The sequence below is a fragment of the Lactobacillus sp. LL6 genome (assembly GCF_007570935.1).
GTDB lineage: Bacteria > Bacillota > Bacilli > Lactobacillales > Lactobacillaceae > Lactobacillus.
Genome location: NZ_VLLR01000001.1, coordinates 430,386 through 446,972, shown reverse-complemented (window position 1 = coordinate 446,972; position 16,587 = coordinate 430,386). Strand labels below are relative to the sequence as shown.

13 protein-coding genes are annotated in these 16,587 nt (G+C 34.2%); 3 read left to right on the top strand and 10 right to left on the bottom strand.

Translation table 11 applies throughout. The annotated features are described in order from the left end of the window. Position 1 precedes the first annotated feature (1 nt). From mutS to FOD82_RS02280, 5 genes are all read right to left on the bottom strand, one after another. Positions 2 to 2,569, bottom strand: coding sequence for a DNA mismatch repair protein MutS (mutS, locus tag FOD82_RS02300; protein WP_144356006.1), 2,568 nt, complete (start codon positions 2,567 to 2,569; stop codon positions 2 to 4). Positions 2,570 to 2,707: 138 nt separating this feature from the next. Next, positions 2,708 to 4,339 (bottom strand): chaperonin GroEL, encoded by a 1,632-nt coding sequence (gene groL / locus FOD82_RS02295; protein WP_144354886.1) that lies wholly within the window; start codon positions 4,337 to 4,339, stop codon positions 2,708 to 2,710. A 17-nt stretch (positions 4,340 to 4,356) separates the two neighbouring features. Next, a complete protein-coding gene (gene groES, locus FOD82_RS02290; protein ID WP_144354885.1) occupies positions 4,357 to 4,641 on the bottom strand; it encodes a co-chaperone GroES in 285 nt (94 codons plus the stop codon). 203 nt (positions 4,642 to 4,844) lie between these two features. Beyond that, positions 4,845 to 5,339 (bottom strand): hypothetical protein, encoded by a 495-nt coding sequence (locus FOD82_RS02285; protein ID WP_144354884.1) that lies wholly within the window; start codon positions 5,337 to 5,339, stop codon positions 4,845 to 4,847. Positions 5,340 to 5,450: 111 nt separating this feature from the next. Further along, positions 5,451 to 7,400, bottom strand: coding sequence for a sucrose-specific PTS transporter subunit IIBC (locus FOD82_RS02280; RefSeq protein WP_144354883.1), 1,950 nt, complete (start codon positions 7,398 to 7,400; stop codon positions 5,451 to 5,453). A 248-nt stretch (positions 7,401 to 7,648) separates the two neighbouring features. On the opposite strand from FOD82_RS02280, the gene FOD82_RS02275 reads away from it, so the two are divergent. Beyond that, positions 7,649 to 9,103, top strand: a complete 1,455-nt coding sequence (locus FOD82_RS02275) for a sucrose-6-phosphate hydrolase (protein WP_144354882.1) — start codon at positions 7,649 to 7,651, stop codon at positions 9,101 to 9,103. 14 nt (positions 9,104 to 9,117) lie between these two features. Then, entirely contained in the window at positions 9,118 to 10,104 is a 987-nt protein-coding gene (locus FOD82_RS02270; protein ID WP_144354881.1) for a LacI family DNA-binding transcriptional regulator, read from the top strand. 30 nt (positions 10,105 to 10,134) lie between these two features. Here FOD82_RS02270 and FOD82_RS02265 read toward each other — a convergent pair whose 3' ends face one another. Beyond that, positions 10,135 to 11,118 carry a class III bacteriocin gene (locus tag FOD82_RS02265; RefSeq protein ID WP_144354880.1) on the bottom strand — a complete coding sequence of 328 codons (984 nt, stop codon included), beginning with the start codon at positions 11,116 to 11,118 and terminating at the stop codon, positions 10,135 to 10,137. Positions 11,119 to 11,212: 94 nt separating this feature from the next. Next, entirely contained in the window at positions 11,213 to 11,863 is a 651-nt protein-coding gene (locus FOD82_RS02260) for a redox-sensing transcriptional repressor Rex (RefSeq protein WP_144354879.1), read from the bottom strand. Positions 11,864 to 12,057: 194 nt separating this feature from the next. On the opposite strand from FOD82_RS02260, the gene FOD82_RS02255 reads away from it, so the two are divergent. Then, positions 12,058 to 13,986: an ABC-F family ATP-binding cassette domain-containing protein gene (locus tag FOD82_RS02255; protein WP_144354878.1), complete on the top strand. Its 1,929-nt coding sequence runs from the start codon at positions 12,058 to 12,060 to the stop codon at positions 13,984 to 13,986. A gap of 47 nt (positions 13,987 to 14,033) precedes the next feature. On the opposite strand, the gene FOD82_RS02250 is transcribed toward FOD82_RS02255, so the two are convergent. From FOD82_RS02250 to cbiM, 3 genes are read right to left on the bottom strand one after another with little or no spacing between them, the layout of a single operon-like run. After that, on the bottom strand, positions 14,034 to 14,759 hold the full coding sequence (locus tag FOD82_RS02250) for an ABC transporter ATP-binding protein (protein ID WP_144354877.1): 726 nt from the start codon (positions 14,757 to 14,759) through the stop codon (positions 14,034 to 14,036). 12 nt (positions 14,760 to 14,771) lie between these two features. Beyond that, on the bottom strand, positions 14,772 to 15,599 hold the full coding sequence (locus FOD82_RS02245; RefSeq protein WP_144354876.1) for an energy-coupling factor transporter transmembrane component T: 828 nt from the start codon (positions 15,597 to 15,599) through the stop codon (positions 14,772 to 14,774). After that, complete coding sequence (gene cbiM, locus FOD82_RS02240) at positions 15,550 to 16,584, bottom strand: cobalt transporter CbiM (protein WP_144354875.1); 1,035 nt, start codon at positions 16,582 to 16,584, stop codon at positions 15,550 to 15,552. The genes FOD82_RS02245 and cbiM overlap by 50 nt, the downstream gene beginning before the upstream one ends. Between the last annotated feature and the right edge of the window lie 3 nt (positions 16,585 to 16,587).

Genomic DNA, 16,587 nt, shown 5'->3' with positions numbered 1-16,587 from the left:
ATTAATCATTATCCTTTAATTCTCGTTGCCAATCGGCAACCATTTGCATAATTTCAAGGGGCGTTTTATCCGCTAAATATAAATTTGAAATTTCATCTAATACATCTTTTTCTGCATTAGAAACTACTTCTCCCTCTTCTTCAGACTCTACTGTTTGTGCAGATGCTTCATTAAACAAGTCTAATTGCTGACTACTTGGAGCAAGTTCACTGCCTTGAGCTTCAAGTCGCTTTAATAATTTAGTAGCTTCTCTTAATACCCCATGAGGCAAGCCTGCAAGTTGGGCAACATGAATACCATAACTTTGATCAGCAGGCCCAGGTAAAATTTTATGCAAGAAAATCAACTTTCCATTTTCTTCAGTTGCACCAACATGGATATTTTTAAGATGTGTTAAGTTATTCTCTAAATCAGTTAATTCATGATAGTGCGTTGCAAATAGAGCTTTAGCTCCTACTTTATCATGTAAATACTTTACAATTGCTCCAGCAAGCGCCATACCATCATAAGTTGCAGTTCCTCGACCAATTTCATCAAATAATACAAGACTGCGCTTAGTAGCATATTGCAAAGCATCATTTGCCTCGCTCATTTCTACCATAAAAGTACTCTGTCCTGAAATTAAATCATCAGCAGCTCCAATTCTAGTGAAAATTTGATCAAAAATTGGTAAATCAGCACTATCAGCTGGAACAAAACTCCCTACTTGTGCCATGATTGCAATCAAGGCCATTTGCCGCATATAGGTACTTTTACCAGACATGTTAGGACCAGTAATCAAATAAATATTAGTTCCATCCCCCATTTCAACATTGTTGGGGATATAGCTGCCTGCGGTCATCACTTTTTCAACAACTGGGTGCCGTCCTTGAATAACATTAATATCCTGATTATCAGTATGGAAATTAGGACAACAATAATTATTTTCTTCAGCTACTGTCGCAAATCCACAATAAACATCAAGAGCAGCTAGTTGATTTCCAAGTTTTTGGAGAGCAGGAATATATTTTTTAACTTCTTCACGTAATTTAACAAATAAATCATATTCCAAACTAGTTGAACGAGTTTGAGCTTCCATAATTAAGTTTTCATGTTCTTTAAGTTCGGGAGTAATATAGCGTTCAGCATTAGTTAGGGTCTGTTTACGAGTATAGCGGTCAAGTGGCACTTTTTTCTTATTACCATTTGAAACTTGAAGATAATAACCAAAAACTTTATTATAACCAACTTTAAGATTATCAATACCCGTTTTTTGACGCTCTTCCATTTCCATCTCAGCAAGCCACTTTTTACCATTATTCATAGCATCACGGTAGCGGTCTAGTTGACTATCTACCCCTTCTTGAATAAGGCCTCCTTCTGTTGTAAGAATTGGTGGGTCCTTTACAATAGTAGTAGAAATAAGTTCAGCTACTCCTTGTAATGGATCAATTTCACTAGCAAAATTCTTCAAAGAAGCATCATCTGATTGTTCTAAAGCATCTAAAATTACAGGAACTGCATTAAGTGAACGTGATAATTGTAAAAGCTCTCTTGCATTAACATTTCCAAAGGCAATTCGTCCAGTTAATCGCTCCAAATCATAGACACCCTTTAAAGCATCAATTACATTTTCACGAGTAAAATAATTATCAAAAAGTGCCTGTACAAGCTGTTGACGATGGTTAATTTCTTCTATTGATAATAAAGGACGTGCTAACCACTGCTTAAGAAGGCGTCCACCCATTGCTGTATGAGTTTTGTCTAAAACCCAAAATAAAGACCCCATCTTCTTTCCAGTTTTAGCAGAAGAAATAAGCTCCAAATTATTTTGGACAGTGTGAGACATTTGTAAGTATTGGCTAACTTCATAGCTTTTAGCAATTTGTAAGTGAGCTAAGCTTCGTTTTTGAGTAGATAATAAATAACCAACAAGTTGTTCTGTAGCTAAACGTTCTGACTTATTCGTTAAATTTTGTTCTACATATGAAACTTCTGCATGTTCTCCTTCAAGTTCAGTTGGCTGAGACACAGTAATATTTGCCTTCTTCATAAAGTCACGATCTTTTTCAGTTAATGGACCATTATAGACAACTTCACGAGTTCTTAAAGATAAAAGTTCATTAGTGACTGCAGCAAAATCTTTTAAGTGTGTAGCATATACTTCACCAGTAGATAAATCGCTGTAAGCTAAACCAAAGCCACTTTTCGTAGTAACTACTGAAGTTAAATAGTTAGACTCTTTGGCATCTTGTGGTCCCTCATTCATCATTGTTCCCGGAGTAACTAATTGAATGATTCCACGCTTAACCATACCTTTAGCTTCTTTTGGATCTTCTAATTGCTCACAAATTGCAACTTTGTGTCCCTTTTCTACCAAGGTATTCACATAGCTATCGACTGCCATATGTGGCACACCTGCCATAGGAACAGGATTGGCAGTTTTATTAGAACGGTGGGTCAAGGTTAATTCAAGAATTTGGGCACCTTTGACAGCATCTTCTTCAAACAATTCATAAAAATCCCCAACACGATAAAAAAGAAAGGCATCGGGATATTGTTCTTTAATCTTATAATATTGCTCCATCATAGGAGTGGTGCTTGTTTTAGCCAAATGGATTCCTCTTTCTATAAAAATAATATCTGCTCTCAATTATACGACAAAAATAGGTTTTGCCCAATTTGACAAAACCTATTTTTTATATCTTCAATTAAAATTATCAGGAAATTACATTCCCATACCCATTCCTGGAGCACCTGCACCTGGATTTGGAGTATCATTCTTTTCTTCTGGAATGTCAGCAACAACAGCTTCAGTAGTAAGAAGAAGAGCTGCAATTGATGCGGCATTTTGAAGAGCAGTACGAGTTACCTTAGTTGGGTCAATAATACCTGATTCAATCATGTTTTCCCACTTACCAGTTGCAGCATTGTAGCCGATTTCTGGTTCTTGGTGTTCAAGCTTATCTAAGATAACTGAGCCATCTTCACCTGCGTTTTCAGCAATTTGACGAACTGGTGCGCTAAGTGCACGAAGAACAATGTTGATACCAGTTTGTTCGTCTGGGGTTTCGCCCTTAACTTCACGAACACCCTTTTCAGCGTTTACTAAAGCAGTACCACCACCTGCAACGTAACCTTCGTCAACAGCTGCACGAGTTGAGTTCAATGCGTCTTCAATTCTGTAACGACGTTCTTTCAATTCAGTTTCAGTAGCAGCACCAACGTGAATAACAGCTACACCACCAGTAAGTTTTGCAAGACGTTCTTGTAACTTCTTCTTGTCGAAGTCTGAAGTAGTATCTTCAATTTGCTTTCTAATAGTGTCTTCACGTTCTTTAATAGATTCTTTAGAACCTTCACCATCAACAATAGTAGTTGAGTCCTTAGTTACAGTAACACGACGTGCTTGACCTAATTGGTCAATCTTAGTGTCCTTAAGTTCTAAGCCAAGGTCTTCACTAATTACAGTACCACCAGTTAATACGGCAATATCTTGAAGCATTTCCTTACGACGGTCACCAAAGCCAGGAGCCTTAACAGCAACAACATTGAAAGTACCACGAATCTTGTTAAGTACAAGAGTTGGAAGAGCTTCACCAGTTACATCATCAGCAATGATAAGCAAGCTCTTACCTTGTTGAACGATTTCTTGAAGAAGTGGCAAAATATCTTGAATGTTAGAAATCTTCTTGTCAGTAATCAAGATGTAAGGATTATCAAGATCTGCTTCCATCTTATCGTTATCAGTTACCATATATTGTGAAAGGTAACCGCGATCAAATTGCATACCTTCTACTACTGAAAGTTCAGTATCAATACCACGTGAATCTTCAATAGTAATTACACCGTCATTACCAACTTTTTCCATAGCATCAGCAATTAAATTACCAACTTCTTTTGAAGCTGATGAAACAGCTGCAACTTGAGCAATTTGTTCCTTTGAAGAAACTTGGTGACTAATCTTGTGAAGTTCATCAACAGCAGCCTTAGTTGCTTTTTCAATACCACGACGAATACCTACAGGGTTTGCACCAGCAGTAACGTTCTTCATACCTTCACGAGCGATTGCTTGAGTCAAAACAGTAGCAGTTGTAGTACCGTCACCAGCAATATCGTTAGTCTTTTGAGCAGCTTCAGCAACAAGCTTTGCACCCATGTTTTCAAAGTGATTCTTTAATTCAATTGACTTAGCAATAGTAACACCGTCATTAGTAATATCTGGATTGCCGTAGCTTTGTTCCAAAACAACATTACGACCCTTAGGACCAATAGTAGTCTTAACAGTATCTGCTAACTTATCTACACCCTTTAAAAGTGAACGTCTTGCATTTTCTGAAAACTTAATATCTTTTGCCATAATTAAATTACTCCTAACTACTTAACAATTGCTAAGATGTCTTGTTCATGAAGGACTAAATATTTTTGACCTTCGTATTCAACATTGGTGCCAGAGTATTTATCATACAATACTTCGTCGCCTTCCTTAACAGTCATAGGAATCTTGTCACCATTGTCAGCAAATTTACCAGTGCCGACTGCAACAACTTCACCTTGAGTTGGCTTTTCTTTAGCGTTTGATGCTAAAACAATGCCACCAACAGTCTTTTCTTCTTCTTCCTTAACTTTAACGATCACGCGATCACCGATTGGTTCTAACACGTTTAGTCCCTCCTATTAATTAAGTTTTTTATTTTCATTTGTTTGTCGTTTTTAGCACTCTTATTTATTAAGTGCTAACTTACAATTAAAATAATAACTTTTTTTAGGAGTGATTGCAAGCAAAAAGCACAAAAAATTAGCACTTTTATTAAAAGAGTGCTAATTTTTGCATTTTATTATTTTCACTTACTTCCACTAATAAACTAATTAAATATTGCAGCCAAAATCATCTCAAAAATTCCTGATACTAGTCCCTCTAGATAATATTCTTTAAATGCTTCCCAAAAATTATCACAACGCTTTTTCCTATTTCCTTCTACATAATAATATCTATCATTTTTTCGATATTTAAACGTTTTATACAAAGCATAGAAAACTGCTAAAATAGCAAAAATAATTAAGAATATGATTGGGATGAAATACCCAATTACATCTTGTAATTTATACGCCAAACTAACTGCAATCACAATGAGCAAATATATACCTGCAATTGGAACTTTATTTACCCAATGTGGGACCTTTATCTTTAAAGTTACTATTAACGAATAAACCACCGGCAAAATCAACGTTATAATTAAGCTAATTCCATAGTAGCTATTGATATGTTTTATTCCGCCCCAGAAAAAACAAACTACACCAATAATCCAATAAAGTCCTGTGAAAAACCAAGTCTCTTTAATATTTTCATTTTGCTTCATAATTAATCCTCCATTAATCAACAAAAAATGCCAGAGAATAATCTCTGACATTAGTATAACGTACATATTTTATTTTTTGACTTGAGAGAGGAAAGTAAGTCTTAATTAATTTTATTTTTCATGTGCAGTTACAGCAATTAAGTCATCGCCGTGCTTATCGCCTGCATCAGTAATACGTGATACGCTTGCATAATCAGCTGTATTAGTAATTACCACCATAACAGTAGTATCATAACCGGCCTTCTTTAAAGCTTCAATATCAGCAGTTCCAAGTTTATCGCCCTTTTCAACACGTTGACCTTGTTTTACAAAGCTTTCAAAGTGTTCACCCTTAAGGTTAACAGTATCAAGACCAATGTGAATCAAAACTTCAGCACCATCATCTGACTTAATACCATAAGCGTGTTTAGTTTCATAAGCAATAGTAATTGTCCCTGAAACTGGTGAGTAAATTGTATTATCAGTTGGAACTACAGCAGCTCCATCACCCATAAGTTTTGCAGAAAATACTTGGTCATTAACTTTGGTTAAACTTTCAGGCTTACCATCTACTGGTGAATAAATTACTTCATCTTTCAAGCTTAATTCTTCTTTACCAAGTTTTTCGTCTTCTTGAGTTTCTTCTGCATAATCAGTTGCATCTTGAACTGGGACATCTTGTTCAGCAACTTCTTCTTTTAAGTGACCCTTACCGTAAATATAAGTAATGGCAAATGAAGCTACAAAACTAATAGCAACTGATACTGCCCACATAGGAATTGTCTTTGGATAAATTGAAAGGAATCCTAACAATCCAGCTGAACCAAGTGCTGCAGCAGTTACATGCATAAAACCAGCAAAAGCAGCAGCAATACCTGATCCAATAAGAGCACTAAAGAATGGGAACTTGTACTTCAAGTTAACACCAAAAAGTGCTGGTTCAGTAATACCTAAGAGTGCTGATACACCAGATGATGAAGCTAAGCCCTTCATCTTTTCATTCTTAGTTAAGAAGTAAACTGCAAATGTTGCAGCACCTTGGGCAACGTTTGCCATACATGCAGTAACAAAGATAAAGTCTCCGGCTCCACGACCTTGAGCAAATTGTGCAAGAAGCTGTGTTTCAACAGCTGGGAAACTTTGGTGAAGCCCAGTAGTAACAATGGCTGAATATGATAAACCAAAGACACCCATACCAAATGCACCGGTTGTATTGTAAAGCCATACAATCGCATCAGTAATTGCGTCTGACACACCCTTGAATACTGGACCAATAATAGTAAAAGTAAGGAATCCAGTAATCATAATTGCCAAAAGTGGTGTAAAAGTAAAGTCAACTGCAGATGGAAGCCACTTGTGGAATTTCTTTTCTAAAATAGAAAGTATCCATACTGCAACTAAAACCGGAATTACTTGATATTGATAATTAGTTTGAGCAACATGCAATCCAAAAATATCCCAGAACTTAGCAGCTCCGCCTAAGTTTGGCGTGGTCATAATCATACCAATTGTTGCACCTAAGAACTGGTTCGCTCCAAATCTCTTAGCCGCCGACATACCTACAAGAATCGGCATAAAGATAAATGGTGCAGCTGACATGATTTGAATCATGCTAGAAAGTCCAGCAATACTTGGCACCATCTGAACAATTGCTTTTGGTCCAAACAATCCAGGTGATGTCAAGAAGTTGTTCAAAGCCATCAACAAACCACCAGCCACTAAAGCCGGAATAATTGGTACGAAGATATCTGATAAGAGCTTAATGAAGTCCATCACTGGATTCTTCTTTTTGCCGTTTTCAGCTACCTTCTTCAAATCCTCAGTTGATAATTCCTTTAAACCAGTAATCTTAATGAATTCATCATAAACATCATTAACATCTCCCGGTCCAATAATTACTTGGTATTGACCATTAGTCTTAAAAGTCCCCTTAACATCTGGATCATTGTCCAATGCTTTTTGATCAACTTTTGAATCATCCTTAAGCACAAGACGCAAACGAGTAGCACAGTGAGCAGCTGCGATAATATTATCGCGGCCAACATCTTTAATTACTCGCTCGGCCACTTTTTTATGGTCCATATTATAAGTCCCCCTTCAATTATGTAAACGCTTTATTAAATATGCTCAATAACTATGATAGCGTATTCTAAAAATATGTCAATCGTTTATCACAAATTTTCTTTATTTTTTTGCATTTTGTATTGCTATACTTAAATTTAAGCATCTATATTCTATAATTTATGTGTCAAACGATTGACATATTTTTCATATCTATTTACAATATTTATTAAAAGATACCGCTTACAGGTTAAATGGAGGTTTTTATTATGGAATGGACAAGAAAAAAACGTTATTTACCTTATAATGAATGGGATGCAGATACACTTTTGCATTTACAAAGCCAAGCATCAAGATCTAACTATCAAATGCGTTATCATTTACGCCCTATTTCAGGATTAGTTAATGATCCTAATGGTTTTTCTTATTACAATGGAGAATACCATGTATTTTATCAATCATATCCTTTTGGAGCCGTTCATGGATTAAAGTCCTGGGTTCATTTCAAATCTCATGATTTAGTTCACTGGGAAAGACAAGGCTTAGCAATTGAACCTAGTTTCAAGGGAGATTCACATGGAGCTTATTCTGGATCCGCAAAACAAATCGGTGACAAATTATTCATTATGTATACTGGTAATCACAGGAGTAAAGATTGGATTCGGACTCCTTATCAAATAAGTGCTTGGATGAACAAAGATGGTGTAGTCAGTGATAAAGAAATTTTATTTAAAAATCCATCTCACATTACTGAACATTTCAGAGATCCACAAATCATCGAAAAAGATGGAACTTACTATGCCATTTTAGGAGCTCAAGATGAACAAAATAAAAAAGGACATATCGATGTTTGGAAGTCTCAAAACCTTAAAGATTGGGAAGAAATTGGCTTTTTAAACTTTACTGATGAAGATATGGGTTACATGATTGAGTGTCCTAATTTAGTTCAAGTAGATGACAAATGGGTGTTAATCTTTTGTCCTCAAGGATTAAATAAAGCTGTAGCAGATTATCAAAATATTTATCCTAATATGTATGTAATTGCAGATGATATTGACTTTGAAAATGCAAAAATGATTAATCCTTCAAAACTTCAAAATCTAGATGAGGGTTTTGACGTTTATGCAACTCAAGCGTTCAACGCTCCAAATGGTAAAGCTTATGAAATCAGCTGGGTAGGTCTACCTGACATAACTTATCCAACAGATGATGAAAACTGGGCAAACTGCTTAAGTCAAGTCAAAGAATTATCTATTAAAGATGGTAAATTAATTCAAAAACCAGTAAAAGCAATTGAGTCTATCCGTAAATCTGAAAATAAATTAACAGATAAACTAATCAGAAATACTACTAGTGGACAATATGAGTTAAAATTAACTATCGCTAAAAATCAATCCACTACCCTTCATTTAGCAGCAAACAAAGACTTGAGCGAAAGTTTAATTCTTAATATTGATACAAATGATGGGAAACTAGTTTTAGACCGCTCCAAAGGTAAAAAAGTGGCTGTTGATTATGGCGAAACCAGATCTTGTGAATTGAATCCTAATGAAAGTGTAGATTTAGATATTTTTATTGATCATTCATTGATTGAAATTTTCGTCAATCATGGAGAACATGTATTAACTGGAAGATTTTTCACTAATCCAGAAAATCAAAAAATTAGTTTTGATAAAGATATTGATTTTACTGGAAAATTCTGGGAAATGGAAACTATTTTTTAAAGTAAGGTGAAACTATGGCAGTAAAGTTGACTGATGTTGCTAAAAAAGCAGGAGTTTCAGCTACAACAGTTTCAAGAGTAATCAATAATCATGGTTATCTTAGTGAAAAAACTAAGCAAAAAGTGTTTACAGCAATGCAAGAATTAAATTATCAACCCAATTCTTTAGCACGCTCGCTTCAAGGTAAAAAAATGAAATTAATTGGTGTAGTCTTTCCAAGTATTACTAATCCATTCTTTGCAGAACTTATTCAAAATATCGAGGAGCAGCTTTTTGACCAAGGCTATAAAATTATTCTTTGTAATGCAGGCAAAAACAAGCAAAAAGAACATGAATATATTAAGATGCTAATTGCAAATCAAGTAGATGGTATTATAGCTGGTGCACATAATTTGGGAATTGATGAATATCAACGCCTTAATCTCCCAATCGTTTCTTTTGATAGAAAGTTATCAGATAATATTCCAATTGTTTCTTGTGATAATTATCAAGGTATGCAACTTGCAGTTCATGATCTATTACAAGCTGGCTGCAAAAACATTTATTTTTTAGGCAATAAAATTCAAAAAGGTAATCCTACTGATGAACGACTTGAAGCTTATTGCGATACTATCAAGGCTTTAGGACTACAAGAACATATTTGTTCAATTTCATTTTCTGATTCTCCATTATTAAAAAATATGGCAATTCATAAAATGCTTGAAGAAGACCGCCCTGATGGAGTTGTTGCCACTGATGATCTATCAGCCATTCTAGTATTACAAGAAGCTCATAAGTTAGGTATTTCAGTACCAGATGATTTGAAAGTGATTGGCTTTGATGGAACTCAAGAAATTCAAACTTATCATTCAGAACTTTCAACTATTGAACAACCAATTTCAGATATGGCTACTTTACTTGTAAAATTATTACTTCAAAGAATTGAAAATCCTAAAAAAGTATTTGAGCAAAAACACTACAAACTACCTGTTAAATTAATTAAAAGTCAAACAACTGCATAAAAAAGAAAGCTGCATTCGCAGCTTTCTTTTTTAATTACCAAATCCTTCAACTTTATAAATTCGGTTCTTCAATGTAGTCAAATCACTTCTTCTGTGATAAGCCACAGTCAAATAGATATTATTAGCATCAAGTACTTGCACACTTTCAAATTCAGTTACATACCCAAGAGAATCAACCGTTTTATCATGAGTTAAATCTGCAACTTCCCAGTTATCTGGATTAGTTTCACCCCATGGAATTTTAACAATTTCTCTAGGTTTACCTTCTTTAGCAAGACCTAAAAAATCAGTAGTTGGTCCTAATTGACTAGATACATAAATATTATTATTTTCATCAATATCATAGCCTTGCACTGATTGAATAATTTCCGAATTAAAATTAGGTACTGCAAATGCTCCCAGACAGTGCATATTTTGAATATTTACATCTGCATTATCAGCTTCTGCTTCATCAAGCGCTTGATTAATTTCATCTAAGTCATAAAGTGCAAACCTACCAACATGATTAACATCAATACTTGCAACCAAAAATTTCTTATAGTCTGGCGAAACTGCTGCTTCAAGACGTTCAAATTGGCTCCCTGGAATTGGAACACTATTGTCGCCATAACCATATCCTGCTCGATTCATATAAGAAAGTCGAGGCAACGCAGTATTACTATCCACTTGGAGTGGTGCATTTTCTAAATTAACTCTAGCAATTTGAGTATCCCAAAGAATGCTCCCATGTTTTTTAGGTTTAGTTCCAATAAACCAGCGATCTTTTTCACCAGAATAAGTCCAAGTTTGAGTATGACCACCAGCCATACCTGTTAAATAAACAAGAGGATTATCTTCATCAAAAATTACATGACTTCCTTCAGGTTCAGCCCGATAAACGATAATATCAGTTTGCTTATGAAGAAGTTGCAATGCATAAACATATTTGCTTCCAACATCACTTGCTTGAACCACAACATGATGCAAATTATCAAGTTCATACATTAAACTAAGTTCAACATTTTTATTAATCATAAAAATTACACTTTCTATAAATACCTTTATCTTTATTTTAGTGATTTTTTTAATAAAGACAATTAAAAAAGACTGCTAAAAAGCAGCCAAATAGCTATTTATCTTCTTTATCTGAATCTAAGAAGTAAATCAAAGTCTGAAGTTCAGTTGCTAAGTCCACATTCTGAACTCGAACATCAGCTGGTGCAGAAAGTCTAATTGGTGTAAAATTCATAATGCCTTTTACGCCTGCTTCTACCATTTCATCAGTAGTTTTTTGCGCTTCAGTTGATGGAACTGTTAAAATAGCAATGGAAATTTGTTGATCAGTTAATTGCTTCTTCAAATCATCCATATGATATACTGGCACTCCACTTAGAATTCGACCAGTAATTTCTTCATTAATGTCAAAAGCACAAGAAATACGAATATTATTACTACGTTTAAAGTTATAATTAAGAAGAGCTCGTCCTAAGTTTCCTACTCCTACTAACGCTACATTAGTTAAAGTATCTTGATTCAAAATTTTCTTAAAGAAATTAAGTAAGGCTTCAACATCATAACCATATCCGCGTTTGCCTAATGCACCAAAATAAGAAAAATCACGACGAATTGAGGCACTATCAACTTGAACTGCTTCAGATAATTCTGTTGAAGAGACCTTGTCCTTTCCTTCTTCATTTAAGATAATAAGGTAGCGGTAATAAAGTGGAAGCCGTTTAGCAGTGGCTCTAGGAATTTTTATTTTTTTATCAATGTTGTTCATTTGTGAAGCCTCCATATGTTTCATCTTTGTGAATATCAATCAAGCCTTTATATAATACCTATAGTTATACTGTATTTGCAAGTATATTTTTCACAATGTTAAAATCCTTACTTAAATTGTAACATTACTTCACAAACAATTACTAGACAAAACAATTATTAGATTATGATAGAATATTTTTAGGTGAAAAAATTATGATTATTGCACAAGGGCACGATTTGCAGCAGCAATTTGGTGCCAATATTTTATTTGATAATGTTAACTTTTCAATTGATTCTAATGCCAGAATTGGTCTTGTTGGTCCAAATGGTGCCGGAAAAACTACCCTACTTAAAATAATGACTGGTCAGCAAGATCCAACCCACGGTGAATTTACAGTTAACAAAAATGTTGATGTAGGTTATATCGCCCAGGAAAATGACCTTGATGAAAGTAAAACTATCTGGGACGGGATGGAAGAAGTATTTGCGGAATTAATTGCTCAAAGCAAAAAACTAGAAAAGATGCAAATGCAAATTGCAGACCATCCTGAAGACCAAGAACTTCTCAAGCGATATGATCAATTACAGTTTGATTTTGAGCAAAGAGGAGGTTACACTTATCAATCTGATATAAAGAGTATCCTTAATGGATTCAAGTTTCCAGAAGATACTTGGAGTAAAAAAATTGGTAGTTTATCTGGTGGAGAAAAGACACGTTTAGCATTTGTTAAGCTCCTTTTAAAAAAGCCACCGCTACTTTTACTAGACGAACCTACTAACTACCTTGACATGGATACTTTGGATTGGCTAGAAAGTTTCTTAAAAAATTATTCTGGCGCTATTTTGGTTGTATCTCACGACCAATACTTCTTGGATAACTTAGCTAATCAAATCTTTGAACTTGAATTTGGAAAGCTTACTACTTTTAAAGGTAATTATTCTCAGTATAAAGCTGAACGCGAATTACGAAATAGACAACAACAGGCAGCTTATGAAAAGCAACAAGAAGAAATTAAACGTGATGAAGAATTTGTTCAAAAGAATATGGTACGCGCTTCAACAACTAAACGCGCACAAAGTCGTCAAAAGAAGCTTGAAAAAATTGAACGAATCACACCACCAAAACATAAAAATAAAGTCCGTATTCACTTTAATAGCGATAGACCTTCTGGTAAGGAAGTTTTAATTTTAAACGATTTATCAATCGGTTATCCAGATAAGACAATGGTTGAAGATATTTCTTTCCAAATCAATAAAGGAGACCGTGTGGCTATAATTGGTCCTAATGGAATTGGTAAATCTACTCTTCTTAAAACTGTAATGAAACAGCTTACCCCTAAAGCTGGGTCTATTAAATATGGCGCTAGTCTTGATATTGGCTACTATGATCAAGAATTACAAAGACTCGACCCTTCAAAAACTGTTCTAGATACCATCTGGGATAGACACAAAACAATGCCTGAAAAAGACGTACGCTCAATTCTTGCAAGTTTCTTGTTTACTGCAAAAGATATTGATAAAACTGTTGGACAATTATCTGGTGGACAAAAAGCTCGTTTAACTTTGACTGTTTTATCACTTGAACATGATAACTTCTTATTAATGGACGAGCCTACTAACCACTTAGATATTGAAGCAAAAGAAGTGTTAGAAGAAGCTTTAAATGAATACGATGGTACACTTTTGTTTGTATCCCATGACCGTTACTTTATTAATCAGCTTGCAAACAAAATTGTATCTGTTAGAAACGGACATGCTAAAATTTATGATGGAAATTATTCATATTACCTTGATGAAAAAGCAAAACAAGCTGCTGGAGTAACACCTGGAGAAACAAGTAGCGAAGATATTGTAGCCCCGACTAAAAAAGTAAGTGAACAAAAATTATCTTATCAAGAGCAAAAGCAGCGCGATTCTCAAAAGAGAAAGTTAGAACGTGCTGTAGAAAATTCTGAAAAAGAAATTGAAGAGTTAGAAAATCAAGAAAAAGAAATTCAAGATAAAATGGCTGATCCAGCGATTGCCTCAAATTTTGATAAATTAGGACCTTTACAAGAAGAACTTTCAAAAATACAGGCAAAAATCACTCAAATAAGTAATGAATGGGAAAAAGCAATGGAAGACTTAGAAAACTTTGAGTAACAAAAAAGACAATCAGACGATTGTCTTTTTTGTTTAAATAATTATTTTTATAAGTTATCCAAATAATCAATAAACTGTGGCATATCCGTAAGTTGCTGAGAGCTTAGTTCTCGACAAATCGTATGATCCTCTGAGAAAACATATACTCTATCAACAATTGAACGAATTTGATTAAAGTGGTGACTAGAAATAATTAATGTTTTTCCAGATTGATGCAATTGATGAATAATTTGATTAATCAATGTTCTATATTTAGGCGACAAACCATTAAAAGGCTCATCTAAAATAATAATATCTGGATTCATTGATAATACACTGGCAATGGCAACCAGTTTTTGTTCACCACCAGATAAATGATACGGAACTCGATCTTTAAGACGCTCAATTTTCAAAAGTTTTAAGCAATCATTAACACGCTTATCTACTTCTTCTTGAGTAAGCCCTAAATGCAATGGACCAAATGCTATTTCTTCAGCTACACTAGTATTAAATAGTTGAACTTCACTATTTTGAAAAACAAATCCAAATTTTTGATAAAATGGACCAGTTTTTGTGGAATCTTTCAAAAATCTCTTATCAATTACTTGTCCATTAAAAGTATAACTTCCATCTTCAAGAGCATATAAACCAACGATAGTTTTTAACAAGGTCGATTTTCCTGATCCATTAGGTCCCATTATACACACTGCATCCCCTTTACCAATTTCCAAATTTATATCATGAAAACCAGTATGAACACCATATGTATAAGTTCCACCATTTATTTTAATCATCAATTACGCTCCTTAAATTACAAAATATGCGATAATTGCAACTAATATTTCTATTAAGCTTAAATTATCATATTTATTCCAGCCTAGTTTCCAGTTTACTACATTTTTATTGTTATAGCCGCGTAAAGTCATTGCCTGATATAAATCTATAGTTCTTTTTTTAGCAGATAAATAAACTTGTCCCACAATAACGCCTAAGACTTTACGATTTACATGCTGACCAAATGTACGTAATTTAATACTATTTAAAACTTCTTGAATATATATTCCTAATGTATATACATACTTCATTGTAATATCTAAAGTCAAAATCATTACACTTGGAAAGTGAATTTGTTCAAGCCCTTGAATAAATTGAGGCCAAGAAGTAACACTCAAAAATATTGAAATATTAAGCATTATTAATACTGTGCGTGCAATAAACAAGCCAATATTGTTATCCCTCAACAACAAACTTGGTAATAGAACTATTAAAGAAATTAAAATTAATTTTGTTAATTTCTTTCCAATTCTAACAATTACTTTTCCAGGTAAAAATACCAAATGCAATAAAATTAATATAAAAACCAGCCACAAAAATACAACTTGAGATGATAATAATATCAAAGTAGTAAGAACTATCAATTCAGCTATTCTCATCCAGGGAGAATTTTTAGCAGCATAAGCTGGAGATACTTTTGTTAGAGCTTTAATTAAATTAGTAAAAATATTTAAATTATTTTGAATTAATTTGCCCTTTGAAAGCTGGACCTTACTTTCTTCTTTCTTATTAAGCCATCCAGGCAAATCATTACAATCGTTGACCTGATTGCTTTGGCTTTGATCTATTTGATGAATCATAAATTGACATCAACACCTTACTAATAAGAAAGAAAATTAATATTGCGGTAACCGCACTTAAAATATACCCAATAGGCAAACTAGTTCCAGGAATTGTATAGTCCCCAAATAGAGCAGTGTACTTTATTCCATGACTCATTCCAGTTGGAATTGTATTTGAAATATGCTCTAATTTTAATCTCTGCAATAATTCTGCGTTATCCCATTCGCCAAAAGCAGTTCCAGTAGCAAGTAATCCAATTGGCGATAAAGCTACTAAACCAATAATAAAGTAAATGAAATACTTGACTGCACTCTTTTTAGAAGTATTTTTTGGTAAATTATTTTGATAGAGCTCATTAGGAGCCGCCTTTTTAACAAATGCATAAACAACGTAAGTAAAGAACGCTTCAACCCAGCCTCCAATAGCTAAGTGAGCAACACAAAGCGCTGGAATTGTAATTGCTAATGGATATGGATTATATAATGGAGTTCCATTTGAAGTGTGTGCAATCAATGGCTGAATCCCAAGTTCAAATCCCGCCATTAAAGCTGCTAAATTAATACCACAATAAGACCCAACGATGGCACCTAAACTTGGATGGTGATGTTTACGCAAAAAGTTATAGATCCAATATCCTGTAAATGGCATTACAATGGCCATATTAAAGATGTTTGCACCAAGCGCTAAAATTCCGCCATCTCCAAATAAAAATGCTTGTAAAATCAACGCGACACTCACCGCAATCGACGCGGCATATGGTCCTATCAATATCGCTAGTAGTGTCCCTCCGACAGCGTGCAGACTTGTAGCACCAGGAATTGGAACATTAAACATCATCATTAAGAATGATAGTGAAGCTGCAATTCCCAGCATCGGCGCTAAATCTTTACGCTGTTTAAGTTCTAACTTAACTTTTTTCAATGAAATTGCCACAACAGGAGCTGCTACTACAAACATAACTCCACATGTTGCTGGACTTAAGTAGTTATCTGGTATATGCATTTA

Bases quoted from the DNA above. Each gene is read 5' to 3' on its own strand.
- mutS (WP_144356006.1), bottom strand. From the start codon at position 2,569: ATGATGGAGCAATATTATAAGATTAAAGAACAATATCCCGATGCCTTT.
- groL (WP_144354886.1), bottom strand. From the start codon at position 4,339: ATGGCAAAAGATATTAAGTTTTCAGAAAATGCAAGACGTTCACTTTTA.
- FOD82_RS02285 (WP_144354884.1), bottom strand. From the start codon at position 5,339: ATGAAGCAAAATGAAAATATTAAAGAGACTTGGTTTTTCACAGGACTT.
- FOD82_RS02280 (WP_144354883.1), bottom strand. From the start codon at position 7,400: ATGGACCATAAAAAAGTGGCCGAGCGAGTAATTAAAGATGTTGGCCGC.
- FOD82_RS02275 (WP_144354882.1), top strand. From the start codon at position 7,649: ATGGAATGGACAAGAAAAAAACGTTATTTACCTTATAATGAATGGGAT.
- FOD82_RS02270 (WP_144354881.1), top strand. From the start codon at position 9,118: ATGGCAGTAAAGTTGACTGATGTTGCTAAAAAAGCAGGAGTTTCAGCT.
- FOD82_RS02265 (WP_144354880.1), bottom strand. From the start codon at position 11,118: ATGATTAATAAAAATGTTGAACTTAGTTTAATGTATGAACTTGATAAT.
- FOD82_RS02260 (WP_144354879.1), bottom strand. From the start codon at position 11,863: ATGAACAACATTGATAAAAAAATAAAAATTCCTAGAGCCACTGCTAAA.
- FOD82_RS02255 (WP_144354878.1), top strand. From the start codon at position 12,058: ATGATTATTGCACAAGGGCACGATTTGCAGCAGCAATTTGGTGCCAAT.
- FOD82_RS02250 (WP_144354877.1), bottom strand. From the start codon at position 14,759: ATGATTAAAATAAATGGTGGAACTTATACATATGGTGTTCATACTGGT.
- FOD82_RS02245 (WP_144354876.1), bottom strand. From the start codon at position 15,599: ATGATTCATCAAATAGATCAAAGCCAAAGCAATCAGGTCAACGATTGT.
- cbiM (WP_144354875.1), bottom strand. From the start codon at position 16,584: ATGCATATACCAGATAACTACTTAAGTCCAGCAACATGTGGAGTTATG.